This is a genomic window from Bacillus sp. CDB3, from assembly GCF_002081505.1.
Classification (GTDB): domain Bacteria; phylum Bacillota; class Bacilli; order Bacillales; family Bacillaceae_G; genus Bacillus_A; species Bacillus_A cereus_AT.
Map to the genome: position 1 here is coordinate 1 of NZ_ALBR01000008.1, position 14,043 is coordinate 14,043.

Below are 14,043 nucleotides of genomic sequence, written 5' to 3' on the forward strand. Positions count from 1 at the left end.
TTTTTATTTTATACTTCTCTAACTATAGAACCTCTTCCCTTTGCCATTCCTTTTATACCTATAGTGATTCCTGCTACCAATTGTGTAACTAATATAATAACTAATAATGAAATAATATTCTTCTCCAAACTAACTCCGCCAAATATTATTGTATAATAACCATTCGCTGTATATATTGCGGGAAATAATTCGCCGATTGTTTGAAATGCCTGTATACATACAAATTATTTTCAATTTAATTAATACATAAGCATGTGTCCCCCTTAAGTAAATAATTTATTTGGTTTATACATAATTACATGAAATTAGGAAAAACTTGTATAGAACAAATTTACATAAGGAGGAATTTATAATGAGAATTTTACTATCAATTTTATTAGCTCTTATGCTAGTACCTGCATTAACAGGATGTAAAGCTCCTGCAAAAGAAGATGCAACTTCTAATAAAAAGACAACTGAAGAAGCAAAAAATGCGGCTCCTGCAGATTTAAAACTAAACTTTAATGAATTTGATTTAAAAGCAGACTATCAAGATACGAAGAAAGACTACGAAGCTGATTATAAAAATGTAGCCGCGGATAAGAAAATGGAAGCAAAAATTGAAGACCATAAAACAGATGTAAAGCTCACAGGCGACGAGGCTATTACAAAATTAAGCCCTCTTCTACAAGAATTAAAATTTGATAAAAACACACCAGATCAAGAAGTAATTGATCAAGTAGTAAATGTATTCAAGCTTGATAAAGACTATCAAAAATTCGCTTTAGAAGTTGTCTTCTCTGATGGAACGAAAAAAGAATATAAAAGAGAAATAAAATAAAGAAGTAGGCAGATGCCTACTTCTTTATTTTTTAATTTTTACGTATCTTAGTTCTGGACTAGAACCGATAATGAATTGGACGCCAGATACTGATGGTTTTTGTAAATATGAAGCACTTGGGAAAATAATTGGGATTAATGGTGTTTCATCAAACATAATGTCTTCTGCTTTATGCAGTATATCAAAACGTTTATTTTCATCTTGTTCTGTTTTTGCTTGATTAATTAAATTATCAAATTCTTTATTGTACCATTTCGCATAGTTACTTGGACCATCACCTGCATATAATTCTAAACGGGCACTAGGGTCTAAGTTAGAACCTCCCCATCCCATATAAGCTAATTGGAAATCACTTTGCTTGTATGTGTCGATGTAACTCTTCCACTCTTTATTTTCTAATTTAATATCTACACCAAGGTTTTTCTTAAACATTTCTTGCATTGCTTCTGCAACTTTTTTATGTTGTGTATCTGTAGTGAATTTTAATGTTACTTCAGGTAATGTAGACCATCCTTGCTCTTTCATACCTTCTTCTAATAGTTTTTTCGCTTCCGCTGGATCAAATTTTACATAATCGCCTTTTTCTTTACGGAAATCACGACCACCTTGTGTTTTTGCCCCTTCTGGAACGAATGCATATGCTGCTTGTGCATTATTTTTATACAATTTTTCAACGATAAATTTACGATCAACTGCTAATGAAAATGCTTTACGTACTTTCGCATTTGTAAATGGCTCTTTTTCTACGTTAAAGGAATAAATATAAGATGAAAATCCTGCAACACGTTTATATTCTTTATTTCCTTTTTCTTTCTCAATCATCTCTTGTGGTAAACCACTTAGTAAATCTAATTCTTTTGATTTAAATAATTGATACGCTGTTTTAGAGTCTGGAATAATACGAAATTCAATTTCTTTTAATGTTACCTTTTTATCATAGTATTCTTTATTTTTTTGTACTGTAATTGCTTGGTTATGCTTCCATTCTTTTAACGTGAATGGTCCGTTCGTAATTAACTCTTTTGGATCTGTTTTTAATTTATTATTATCATCAATTGATTTTTTAGATAATGGAATAAATAATGAACTTGCTAGTTTTTGTTTGAAAGAAGCAACCGGATATTCAAGTGTTACTTTTAATGTTTGAGGATTAACCACTTGAATCCCAACTTGTCCCTCTTCACCTTTTCCAGTATTATATGCCTCTGCACCTTTAATAAAATACATTTCTGTCGCATTCATAGAACCCGTTTTTGGATTTAATAATCGCTTCCATGCAAACTCAAAATCATTTGCTGTAATAGGAGAACCATCTGACCATTTAATATCTTTCTTTAAATGAATTGTATATTCAGTCCCATCAGCATTTACTTCTTCTTTATCCGCTAACTCATTATGGATTTTCCCATTGTTATCCTCAGTATATAGACTTGAAAATAAATTCCCAATTACATATCTCGAAGTAGTATCTGTCGCAATAGCGGAATCAAGTGTATACGGATCACTACCAATATTCGTTACTAGTCGATCCCCTTCTCCCTTACCAGCACTCGCCTTTTGCGTCTCTTTCTTACCGCACGCAACAGAAGTTATTGCTAAAACAGTCATAATGACAAACAGTAAAAACTTCTTCATCCTACATTCTCCTTTAACTTGAAATTTTTGGTGTAGATGCTAATAATGTTTTTGTATAAGAATGTTGTGGATTACGGAATACTTCGTCCGTATTTCCAAATTCAACAAGTTCTCCTTTGTATAAGACAGCCACTTTTTCACATAAATAGTGAACCATCGGTAAATCATGCGCGATAAATAAATATGTATAGCCTTGTTCCTTTTGAATTTTTTGCAGTAAATGTACAATTTGAATTTGCAATGAAACATCTAATGCTGAAATTGGTTCATCAAGGATTAATACTTCTGGCTCGCATAATAGCGCTCTTGCAATAGCAATACGTTGACGTTGTCCTCCGCTAAATTCGTGTGGATAGCGATCAATATATCGTCTATCTAATCCAACACGCTCTAGTGCATCACCTGCGACTTTACCTTTCAGTCCTTTATCACCTAAACCGAACGAAATATACCCTTCTGTTACACTATCGCGTACTTTCCAGCGCGGATTTAATGCAGCTGTAGAATCTTGAAAAATGAACTGTACTTTCTGCAAGAACTCCCGCTTATGAGCTGACTTCAGCTTGTGAACAACTTGACCGTTATAATCAATTTCACCAGACGTTGGACGCTCGATCCCAGCTATGAGCTTACCAAGTGTCGTCTTTCCAGAACCACTTTCTCCAATAATGCCAAGCGTTGTTCCTTTTGGGATAGAAAGTGATATATCTTTTAACGCTGCGATTTCTTTATTTTTACTTCCATACGTTTTCGTTACTTGCTTTACAGTAATTAAATCTGTCGTCATGAGGCATTCACCTTCTCTTTTGATTTCGCTTTATTGTGCTCTAGAATGTGTTGCCAACAATGTGAACTATGCTCCCCAGAATATGTCGTTCTCTCTGGGAAACGATGAATACATTCTTTTATCGCTACTGGGCAACGATTTACAAAAGGACAGCCAAAGCTATTTAATGTTTCAATGGAAGGTGTCGTTCCTTCTATAGCACGTAATACTTTTTCGGAATCATCCATATTCGGAATTGCTTGTAATAAGCTTTTCGTATATGGATGTTTAGGAGAACCTATTACCTCCTGTATCGTTCCTTTTTCAACAACACGTCCCCCGTACATCACAACTACTCGATCAGCTACTTCACGTACAAGTGCTAAGTCATGTGTAATGAGTAAAATGCTCGTATTTTGTTTTTCTTTTCGCTCTTTTAATAGCCCCATAATTTGTTTCTGAATCGTTACATCTAACGCTGTTGTCGGCTCATCTGCAATTACAAGTTTCGGATGGCAAGCAAACGCAATGGCCAAACAAATACGTTGCCTCATACCACCACTTAATTGATACGGGTATTGTTCAAAGCGTTTCTCTGCTTCATGTATGCCTAAATCATTTAGTAAGTTAATTGCAATTTCTTTTGCTTCTTTCTTCGATTTCTTTTCATGCTGCACAATTACTTCTGTAATTTGCCTTCCGACCTTCATCGTCGGATTTAAAGATGAAAGCGGATCTTGAAAGATAAAAGAAATATCTTTCCCACGAATTTGATTCCATTCTGATTCCTGTAAATTAGTTAATTCCTTTGATTGGAAAGATACATTTCCATCATCAATATGAATTGATTCTTGATTTAAGCCGATAATGGATTGTGCTGTAACACTTTTTCCTGAACCACTTTCTCCGACAAGTGCAATGATTTCACCTTCGTTAATAGAAAAGGAAACATGCTTCACAATTGCTTGCTTACTATTCTCTTTTTCAACGGCCAACGTTACGTTTTCTAAAGATAAGATTTGCGCCATGTTTTTTCTCCTTTCGATTACGTTTTACGATTTTCGGATCAATCGCATCTTGTAAACCATCACCAATTGCATTAAATGCGAACATGATGAGTGCAATCATGATTGCCGGGAAGAATAGTTGCCACCATTCTCCGCTTAGTAACGTCCCAAGTGCATCGTTCGTCATCGTGCCCCAGCTTGCCGCTGGTGATTGTACTCCAAGTCCGATAAAGCTTAAAAATGATTCTGAGAAAATAGCTGCTGGAATGGTAAATGATAAATTTACGATAATAATCCCTGTTAAGTTTGGAATTAAATGCCCATATATAATTTTCATATGAGGTGTACCTAATCGCTCTGCTGCGATAACAAATTCTCTTTGTTTTAAAGACAAGACTTGCGCTCTAATGAGACGTGCCATGCCAATCCATCCCGTTAACGCAAGGGCAATTATAATTGTAAAAAGTCCTGGTTTCATAACGATTAATAGTAAAATAACAATTAATAAGTATGGGATACCGTATAACACTTCAATTCCTCTTATAATCCACTCATCAATTAACGTTCCAAGACAATTACGCCCTCTCACATATCCACTAAACCCTCCGATAAGTACACCGAGCCCTATATCAAGAGCTGCTGCTACCAATCCAACTGTTAGTGAAATTTTCCCACCAGCCCAAGTACGCGCCCAAATATCTCTCCCTAAATCGTCCGTTCCGAACCAATGCTCGCTACTAGGCGGTAAATTAGTTGCTTCTTTTACTTGTTCACTTGCAGTAAATGACGTTAAACTTTCGCCAATAAGCGAGAAAATAATAATTAGTAATAACGTCACAGCCCCTAAAACTGCTATAGGGTTTGATATAAACTTGCGAAACACTTCCTTTTTTCGGCTAATTGTTTGCTGATCTTTATTTATCGTTAATTCTTTTTTCTCTTCATTCGTTAATAACTGGTCATTAATTTCATAAGCCCCCATTTAAATATTCCCCTCCTTACGTAATAGAACGAATACGCGGATCAACAATACGATGAATGATATCTGTAATAAAGATACACATAATTAATAGCGCACTATAGAAAATGGTTGTTCCCATAATTACCGGATAATCTCGGTTAAAAATACTATCTACAAAATATTTTCCTAGACCAGGAATTGAAAAGATTTTTTCAATAACGAAAGTTCCTGTTAAAAGTCCAGCCATTAATGGGCCAACAAATGTAAGTACCGGAACAATTGCATTTCTAAGAGCATGTCTTATAATGATTTTCTTAATTGGTATACCTTTCGCTCTCGCTAGCTTAATATAATCACTCTGCAACACTTCAATCATATTAGAGCGAACAAATCTTGTAATAACCGCGATTGGCCCGAGCGCTAATGCGAAGGAAGGTAATACAGTATGCTCGAAGGTTCCCCAAGACGCCACTGGTAGTAATTCAAATTGGATGGCGAATACTTGTATAAATAGTGGCGCTAAAATAAAACTAGGAATAGAAATACCGAGAATCGCAAGCAAACTCACACTATAATCAATCACTTTCCCATGATATAGCGCGGCAAATGTACCTGCGGCAATCCCGACTAACAATGAAATAACAAGTGCTTGTAGACCAATAATTGCTGACGGTCCAAAACCGGTTGTTATAATTTCCGATACACCTTGACCTGTCGATTGAACAGATTCACCAAAATCAAAATGAACTACCCCATCCAAATAAGCAACATATTGATTCCATAACGGTTCATCAAGGTGATACTTTGCTCTCATGTTTTGTATCACTTCTTCAGGAAAGATTTTCGCATCTGATGAAAATGGATCCCCTGGAATAATATGCATAATTAAAAATGTTACTGTCGTAATAACCCATAGTGTAAATACCATAACCGATAGTTTTTTAATAACATACACTTCAATAACCCCCTAAACACATGAATTTACTTTGTTTTGTTAGCGTATTTTTCCCATTACTTCCTTTTCTCTTCCTAGAATACAAAAAGCCTTGATCTTAAAAAAATAAGATCAAGGCTTAATAAACAAGGGCCCATCACTTATCTTTCAAGACTTGCTTGCTGGAATTAGCACGGTGTTCATCTTTCAGAACCCGCTGCTGAGGTGTCATAGGGCCAGTCCCTCTACCTCTCTGGATAAGTAAATTGCTATATTATTATTTGGTTCAAATTGTATATTTTGAATTATAATTCTGAAAAAAAGAAAAGTCAATCAAATTGGATATATTTAGAAAAATCAGTTTTTAATAGTGTTATTTCTTAAAATCACTATTTTAACTTATAATAAAATTAATTACTTTAAAGGAGTTATACGATGGATCCCTTACTTCTAGCCAGCATAGGATTGCCATTAACAATCGTCATACTCGTCATCATCGGCTTCTACAAACTCTTCATTAAGAAAAAACGTATCACTTCTTTTTATACTCCATTCGATAATATCACTGGACAAACAATTTCAGAATTTCACGAAGAACAGAAAGTATTAGTATCCGAGGATGAAGATGGAGATGGTAAGAAGAAAAAATAACCTTGCGCATGCGCAAGGTTATTTTTGGGCCTCTGTTTGAAAACGTTTATAGTATGTCGATGCTGTTGCAAAATTAATTTCTATATCACGAATCAACGAGGAGTCTTCTTCTTCCGCTAACTTCTGCAATTTTTTCATTGATTGTTCTGATTCATTTAAGAAACCAACATATAATTCATGTTCCTGTTCTTTCGACTTCGGAACACGAATTTCTTTACGCATATGATCAATATCTTCTAACATACCCGTTGTTACCTGTTTCACGTCTTCCTTATATTTAGCATTAGTTATTTCCTTACCGCCCTTTTCTTTTGCCACTTCAAATAACTGTAACGCTTTATTAATTTCTTTGTTCATTTTCGCATCATACTTTTCATGTACCTCTTGATACACTTTCATATCTTCTGTCTGTTCAGTAGATTGCTCCACCTTTTCTTTCGGTTCTTTCGCTTCTTTATTCCCATTACATCCTGCTAGAAGGAGCATACCTCCCATTACAGCAATACCCAAAACCTTCTTCATCTTTAATTCTCCTTTTATCTACAGCTACTTCTAATTATAGTTTCTTTTATCTCCACTTGTTTTATTATACCGAGAACATCCTAAATTTTGTACTTAAGATGATTCCTTAATATATATACCCACATTTTTGTCACAGTATCGTCACTTTATGCAAGTAACTTTTGCATGAGTTATTTCAAAGAAATGAAAAAAAGAGCTGATTCAAAGAAATGTTTGAATCAGCTCTTTTTTGTTAAGCCTCTAAATTTTGTTTTGTTGCAGTTCAAACTGCTTTTCACTTCTTTTTGCCATGAATAAATAACATAACACAGCACCAATTTCACAAAGAGCTATAACAACACCCATAGGAAGTGCGGTATTGCTTCCACCAATACCTACTAGCGGCGCTACAAGTGCTCCTGAGATGAACTGTAATAATCCTAGTAAAGCTGATGCTGTTCCTGCAGCCTGTTTTTGATTCCTCATCGCTAATGAGAAGCCAGTTGTTGATACAACCCCAACACTTGATACAACAAGGAATAGCGAGCATAAAACACCGATTAACCCTATTCCAAGTGCGATTGTAAGTAGTAACGATAGGCCGCCAACAGCCGCAATAATAATACCGGAAACAAATAAAGTCTTCTCATTAACTTTCCCCGCTAATCGGCCAGTAACTTGGCTAGCAATAATAATACCGATACCGTTAATTGCAAAGAACAAACTAAACTGTTGTGGTGATGCCCCGTATATATTTTGCAACACGAACGGTGAACCAGAAATATAAGCAAACATTGCAGCTGTTACTAATCCTTGCGACAATGCATACCCCATAAATAAACGATCTTTCAAAAGCTTTCCGTATGTTGCAAGCGTTCCTGATAATCCACCCGTCTCTCTTTCTTCAGGGGGTAATGTTTCACGTAATACGAAAGTAGCTGATATTAACATGAATACACTAATTGCTCCAAGAACGATAAAAACGCCGCGCCATGATGTGAACTGTAATAATTGTCCCCCGATAATCGGTGCCAAAATAGGCGCTGCTCCGTTTACTAACATAAGCAGTGAGAAAAACTTTGTCATTTCAGAACCAGAATACATATCACGTACCATTGCACGTGATATAACGATACCAGCAGACCCTGAGGCCCCTTGTAAGAAACGTAAAAACACTAAACTCCAAATAGATGGCGCAACAGCACAAAGTAAAGAAGAAGCAACATAAATAATAAGAGCGATAATAAGAGGTTTGCGTCTTCCGTAAATGTCACTAATTGAACCAACAAATAACTGTCCTACTGAAAGTCCGAGTAAACAAGCTGTCAATGTAAGCTGTGCGAGGGATGCCCCCGTTTGTAAATCATCTGTTAACTTTGGTAAAGATGGCAAATACATATCAATAGATAATGGCCCGATTGCCGTAAGTGTCCCTAATACAAGAATCATCCATAACCTGTTTGTCTTTACAGATTTATATACTTCGTGATTAACTCCATTCACTTTTTTCATTCACCCTTTCATATAAATATCGAATCGTAACAATTATAGTTACAACATAAATATACGTCAAGTATACTGTATTTTCCTGTTTAATAATGTAAAAAAAGCGATAGAATCTCTATCGCTTTACTTTTTCAAATTACTATTTGTAAATTTAGATACAGATGCCATCATTTCTCCTGTGTCTAAATATGTGATTTGAATTGGATCTCCTACTTCTGTAAACATTGCATATGGGAATTTCTTCGCCGGTACCATGAATACTTTTTGCTCGTTTTCTAATAGTACGTACACAATCGTATTTTCACCTGATTTTTCTTTATACACACGTTGTACAGTACCTTCTTTTTGCGCTTCTTTCCCATTTGAAGTCGGTCTAAATGAATCACCACTTCCGCTTAGCGCATTTTTATAGTTCTCAAGTGCTTCTTTTTGCGTCGAACCTGACGCAAACACTTTTGCATTAGAAGCATATATAACAGTATGGGCACGTACTAATCCGCCGTCATCAATAACTGGTACAATCCAAGAAGGTTTACCGTATACGTTATAAATAACTGGCATTGTTCCATGCCATTTCTCTCTCTTAAAGGAATTATCTACTACTTCTGTAGCAGCCGAACCGTCCATAATTCCCTTCACTTCTTTTCCGTTATAGTAATACAACTTTCCTGTACGTGCATCAACTAATGAGTAACCGAGAGCAGAATCTACTCCTTCTTTCGGAGAGGTAAAGTCTGTAAAGTAATACAGTTTACCATCCTTTCCGAAGATTGGCGTAACGCCTTCCTTCGTCCCCCACTCAGTCGGAATCTTCATGTCAGTTTGTGAGAATTTCGTATTCCAAAATCCGTGAATATATTTTCCGAAGTACGTATTTAACGTAGATGCTGTTTCATGATTTAATACACCATCAACGAATTTAGGTGCATTCCCTTTATCATATCGTTTCACATCACCTGTTTGTGCATCAACAACGACAACGCCTTCTACTTCAAACCCTGATCTTCCTGAAATAAACTCACCGTATGTCATTGTATAATACGGTTTTCCTTTATCATCAACTTCAAATTTGGGTTTCCCTTTAAAAATTAAATCTGGCTCCGCTTTTCGGACGACACGTTCTAATTTATTACCGAAAAACATGCTTGGTACATACTTCATTTTATATCCAAGATGTAATTTCGCTTCCGCATCAGGATTTGTACCTGACATTGTTACGTAACCTGGAATTGTTTCCGCTTTACGTGCTTTAAAAAATCCCGAAACTTCTATCGGTGCTACATACAAGGCTTCACCATTTACCATTTGTGGCGTTAATTCCCCTAGCTCAAAATAAGCTACTTTCGGAATATCACCAAACACCTTTTTCATTTTATTTTCCGCTGTTTTAGGCGGAACTGTAAACGGTTGGTCATTTTCAGTAAATGGCTCTGAAATATCTTTCTCTACCTTCACGACCGAATCATATTTCTTTTGCGAGATTACTATATCGTGCAAATAACCAAAATAGCCGTAACTTGCGAGTAAAACAAACATTAGAAGTCCTTTTAACGTACCTTCTAATTTCCCTACCTGCTCTTGTGAAAATAAAACAAGCCCAATTAAAACCGCTACTGCAACAGAATAATGAGTAAGAATAGAATCTGCTCGATCATCAATTAGCCAGAAATATTCATAGATTGCAATACCTATCCAAAATAAAACAGGAATAACTAAAATAGATGATTTCTTACCCTTTACAACTTTCTCATTTCCTCCTTTATCCACCGCGCGAATTTTATTACCGCTTCTAGTCCATGGAATCAAAAACAAAGTGAGAATAGCTAAAACTATAAATTTCATCAAAGGCAATGTCCCCTTTTCTTTTGTCTTCTCCATAAGTATAACAAATAAAGGGTAATTAGGTAAAAATGGGTATGATTATATTTTTTTGCTACTTAATACAATTCCACTCACTGCATATAAAATAGATGCTATATAAAAAATGGTGCCAATCGTAAAGAAATCTACTAAATATCCCGTTGCAATAACTGCTACTGCTCCTCCAACCGATGTCCACACATGATATTTTCCAATTTCATAACCAGCTTTTTTCTGTTCTACCTTTCGTGCTAACGACGTCTTCTCCGTATTGCGCTGCACAGCACCTAAAATACCCATTAAAATTTGGAGAATGTATACATGCCAAACCTCTGTTGCAATAGGAAAACAAAGCATTAATATAGCCATGGACCATGCGTATATAATTAATAACTTTCTATCACCTACCCTATCAGAGATTCTTCCAACTAGCGGATATACTAGAGCTGAAGTTAAGGCAAATAAGCCGTACGCCCAGCCAAATTGCGAGAAACTATTCCCAACATTTCGAAGCAATAGAATATAAAAAGGAAATACCATACTTCCCGCCATCATAATTATGCTTTGTGACGCTACAAATCTTCTATATGTCATTTGCTATACTCCTTATAAAATAAATTCACAAACCTTTCCTCTGGGTCTACTTCCTTCTTCTTCTGAAGGAATTCTTCTATACGAGGATATGCTTCCTTTAGTTGCTCCTTTGCCGGATAAGAATAATACGGTAAATAATAACTTCCATTATGCTTTAAAGTAACATCAATCATCTTCTGAATGACCACTTTTGTTTTCTTTATTTCATCCTCAGAACGCCCTTGATTAATTAAAAATACAAGCGCAAACATATCATCTTTCGCATAAGATAGCACCGCATTCTCATTCTTTTCTACATAGCGGATTGTAATGTTAAGAAGGTTTAATTCCTCTGCATTTAAAACACTTCGTAAATCATCTATATACTCTGCAAAACTATCTATTGGTACAAAGTACTCTTGTAAAACTTCGGTCAAGTTCGGATTATCATATTCCATAAAAGCACTATCAGATCTCATTACATTATTTCGAGTTTCATACTTACCATCTGTACGTTCAAAATAACTTCTTTGTATATCCCAAAATGCATTCTTTCCCCAATCACTATAACGCGATAATCCAAGCAAAAACTTCGGTGCGGCTATAATATTTTCTTCCTTTAATTCGCTGTATTCTTCCAGCTTCTGTTGATCTTCCGCCAATACATAATCCGTCACATACATTTCTTTCAAGAACGACTTTGGTGCTACAGAAATACGTGCTAAATGCATACGTATATTCTCAGCCTTCTTCACCTTCTCCTTAAAATACGAAGGATATTCCTTATAGTCTAGTACCCTCGTATGCGTTTCATATAATTCATCACTAGTTAACTTTAGCGTCACATCTAAAATTACACCAAACAATCCGTATCCCCCAATTACATACGGAAACAAGTCCGCATTTTCTTCTCTACTTACATTACGTACCGTACCATCTGCCATTAACAATCTGAGCGACTCTACTGTATCAATCAATGCTTCATGACGAATATCACGCCCATGTACATTTACACTTAATGAACCACCAACAGTAAAAATATTTTGAGATTGCATCACTTGAACTGCAAGACCATATGGATTGATTTTCTTTTGAATGTCATTCCATGTGACACCGCTTTGTACCTTAATCCTCTTTTTCTCCGGATCAAACTCTAATATTTCATTATAGCCCTTCATATCAAGCATCGTGCCGTTCGGATAATACGTCTGTCCGCCTTGGCTATGTTGCATACCTGCAATAGAAATCTTCTCTCCAGAAACATTTGCATCTTGCACTAATTTTTTTAATGAACTTTCATCCTCAGCATTTTCAACACGTTTAATTTTCGTTGGAAGTAACTTTCCTACATCACTCATAATAGGATGATCCAGTTGCTCTTTGTATGTATATATAGATGTCGCGAGCAACACTGTATACGCTACAATAACAACTGCTATCTTTCTTTTTTTCAAATGGCACTCTCCTCGTTTGAAATTCTGATCTCACTAGTACATCTCTCTATTCTTATTGTACCTACTTTCTTAAAAGGAAAATACTACACTGTAAAAAGAACTATCCTTCTTTTACTTATTATGAAGTGAAACTATAAGCATGATTTAAAAAACATTTAAATATGATGTAGAGGAAAATAACTTAATTCAGGAGGTCGCTATGAAAGCAATCATTTGCACAAAATACGGGCCACCTAACGTTCTCAAGCTTCAAGACGTAAAGAAACCTACTCCTAAAAAGAATGAAGTATTAGTTAAGATTCACGCAACAAGTGTAACAACTGGAGATTGTAGAATGCGAAGCTTCACTAGTCCTCTTTTATTTTGGATTCCTATGCGAATTATATTAGGTTTCAGAAAACCGAGAAAGCCTATACTCGGTGTAGAGTTATCTGGTGAAATTGAGGAAATAGGAACGGATGTAACTCAATTTAAAAAAGGAGACCAAGTCTTTGCATTAACAGGACTTAACGTTGGTAGTTATGCTGAATACACCTGTGTACATGAAAGTGGATTGATAGCATTAAAACCTACCAATGTGACGTATGAGGAAGCTGCAGTTATTCCTTTCGGCGGAACTTCAGCATTACATTTCTTAAGAAAAGGACATATACGAAAAGGGCAACAAGTACTTATATATGGCGCTTCCGGATCAGTAGGTACCGCTGCTGTGCAACTTGCTAAATATTTCGGTGCGACTGTTACAGCTGTTTGTAGCAATTCAAATTTTGAACTAGTGAAATCTTTAGGTGCAGATAAAGTAATTGATTATACGAAAGAAGATTTTACGCAGCGAGATGAACGCTACGATATTATATTTGATGCAGTTGGAAAAATTAAAAAATCCTATTGCAAGAAAGCATTAAACACTAACGGTAAATACGTGTCAGTCAACGGAACGATGGCAAAAGTAAGCAAAGAAGATATGCTTCTACTCAAAATGCTAACGGAAGAAGAAAAATTAAAGCCAGTTATCGATAAAACTTACCCGTTAGAAGAAATTTCAAAAGCTCATACGTACGTAGAGACCGGACATAAAAAAGGGAATGTTTCCATTACCTTAAAATAAAATATATTCAGAAAATAACATTGACAATTCTTTTTGTAAGATTTACTATTAGTACCATATTTAAAAACTACATACACATACTCTTATCAAGAGTGGCGGAGGGACTGGCCCGATGATGCCCGGCAACCGAGCTTATAACGTATAAGCTAAGGTGCTAATTCCTGCAGAACGATTTTCGTTTTGGAAGATAAGAGAGGAACCTATTTCGTCTATTCGGCACCTCTCTTATTTTTGAGAGGTGCTTTTTATTTTGGAACGTATATTAAG

12 protein-coding genes, 2 pseudogenes and 2 riboswitches are annotated in these 14,043 nt (G+C 35.6%); of the genes and pseudogenes, 3 read left to right on the forward strand and 11 right to left on the reverse strand.

Annotated features, from left to right (window positions below; translation table 11 throughout):
* Positions 1–8 precede the first annotated feature (8 nt).
* Positions 9–212: pseudogene (locus CDB3_RS32915) on the reverse strand (ABC-2 transporter permease); the annotation flags it as partial.
* A gap of 140 nt (positions 213–352) precedes the next feature.
* Between CDB3_RS32915 and CDB3_RS01135 the strand changes: the two are divergent.
* Positions 353–820 carry a YusW family protein gene (locus CDB3_RS01135; protein WP_128853263.1) on the forward strand — a complete coding sequence of 156 codons (468 nt, stop codon included), beginning with the start codon at positions 353–355 and terminating at the stop codon, positions 818–820.
* Positions 821–844: 24 nt separating this feature from the next.
* On the opposite strand, the gene CDB3_RS01140 is transcribed toward CDB3_RS01135, so the two are convergent.
* The 5 genes from CDB3_RS01140 to CDB3_RS01160 are packed head-to-tail and all read right to left on the reverse strand — an operon-like array spanning position 845 to position 6,144.
* Positions 845–2,455 (reverse strand): peptide ABC transporter substrate-binding protein, encoded by a 1,611-nt coding sequence (locus tag CDB3_RS01140; protein WP_128853264.1) that lies wholly within the window; start codon positions 2,453–2,455, stop codon positions 845–847.
* Between the two features lie 13 nt (positions 2,456–2,468).
* Entirely contained in the window at positions 2,469–3,242 is a 774-nt protein-coding gene (locus CDB3_RS01145; protein WP_128853265.1) for an ABC transporter ATP-binding protein, read from the reverse strand.
* On the reverse strand, positions 3,239–4,249 hold the full coding sequence (locus CDB3_RS01150) for an ABC transporter ATP-binding protein (RefSeq protein WP_128853266.1): 1,011 nt from the start codon (positions 4,247–4,249) through the stop codon (positions 3,239–3,241). Before CDB3_RS01150 ends, CDB3_RS01145 begins: the two co-directional genes overlap by 4 nt.
* Positions 4,206–5,210: an ABC transporter permease gene (locus CDB3_RS01155; protein ID WP_128853267.1), complete on the reverse strand. Its 1,005-nt coding sequence runs from the start codon at positions 5,208–5,210 to the stop codon at positions 4,206–4,208. Before CDB3_RS01155 ends, CDB3_RS01150 begins: the two co-directional genes overlap by 44 nt.
* A 16-nt stretch (positions 5,211–5,226) precedes the next feature.
* Complete coding sequence (locus CDB3_RS01160) at positions 5,227–6,144, reverse strand: ABC transporter permease (protein ID WP_128853268.1); 918 nt, start codon at positions 6,142–6,144, stop codon at positions 5,227–5,229.
* Positions 6,145–6,281: 137 nt separating this feature from the next.
* Positions 6,282–6,387, reverse strand: a riboswitch (SAM riboswitch).
* Positions 6,388–6,558: 171 nt separating this feature from the next.
* Here CDB3_RS01160 and CDB3_RS01165 point away from each other — a divergent pair.
* Positions 6,559–6,774 (forward strand): DUF3951 domain-containing protein, encoded by a 216-nt coding sequence (locus CDB3_RS01165; RefSeq protein WP_097831184.1) that lies wholly within the window; start codon positions 6,559–6,561, stop codon positions 6,772–6,774.
* 18 nt (positions 6,775–6,792) lie between these two features.
* Here CDB3_RS01165 and CDB3_RS01170 read toward each other — a convergent pair whose 3' ends face one another.
* The 5 genes and pseudogenes from CDB3_RS01170 to CDB3_RS01190 form a co-directional block, all read right to left on the reverse strand.
* A complete protein-coding gene (locus tag CDB3_RS01170; RefSeq protein WP_071744487.1) occupies positions 6,793–7,296 on the reverse strand; it encodes a hypothetical protein in 504 nt (167 codons plus the stop codon).
* Positions 7,297–7,528: 232 nt separating this feature from the next.
* Positions 7,529–8,787 (reverse strand): annotated as a pseudogene (locus CDB3_RS01175) (multidrug effflux MFS transporter).
* Between the two features lie 117 nt (positions 8,788–8,904).
* Positions 8,905–10,623: a DUF3981 domain-containing protein gene (locus CDB3_RS01180; RefSeq protein WP_128853285.1), complete on the reverse strand. Its 1,719-nt coding sequence runs from the start codon at positions 10,621–10,623 to the stop codon at positions 8,905–8,907.
* Positions 10,624–10,701: 78 nt separating this feature from the next.
* Entirely contained in the window at positions 10,702–11,235 is a 534-nt protein-coding gene (locus CDB3_RS01185) for an MFS transporter (RefSeq protein WP_002115372.1), read from the reverse strand.
* Entirely contained in the window at positions 11,232–12,668 is a 1,437-nt protein-coding gene (locus tag CDB3_RS01190; protein ID WP_128853270.1) for an FAD-binding oxidoreductase, read from the reverse strand. The genes CDB3_RS01185 and CDB3_RS01190 overlap by 4 nt, the downstream gene beginning before the upstream one ends.
* Positions 12,669–12,867: 199 nt before the next feature.
* Between CDB3_RS01190 and CDB3_RS01195 the strand changes: the two genes are divergently transcribed.
* Positions 12,868–13,776: an NAD(P)-dependent alcohol dehydrogenase gene (locus CDB3_RS01195; protein WP_128853271.1), complete on the forward strand. Its 909-nt coding sequence runs from the start codon at positions 12,868–12,870 to the stop codon at positions 13,774–13,776.
* Positions 13,777–13,856: 80 nt separating this feature from the next.
* A riboswitch (SAM riboswitch) is annotated at positions 13,857–13,970 on the forward strand.
* Positions 13,971–14,043: the final 73 nt, after the last annotated feature.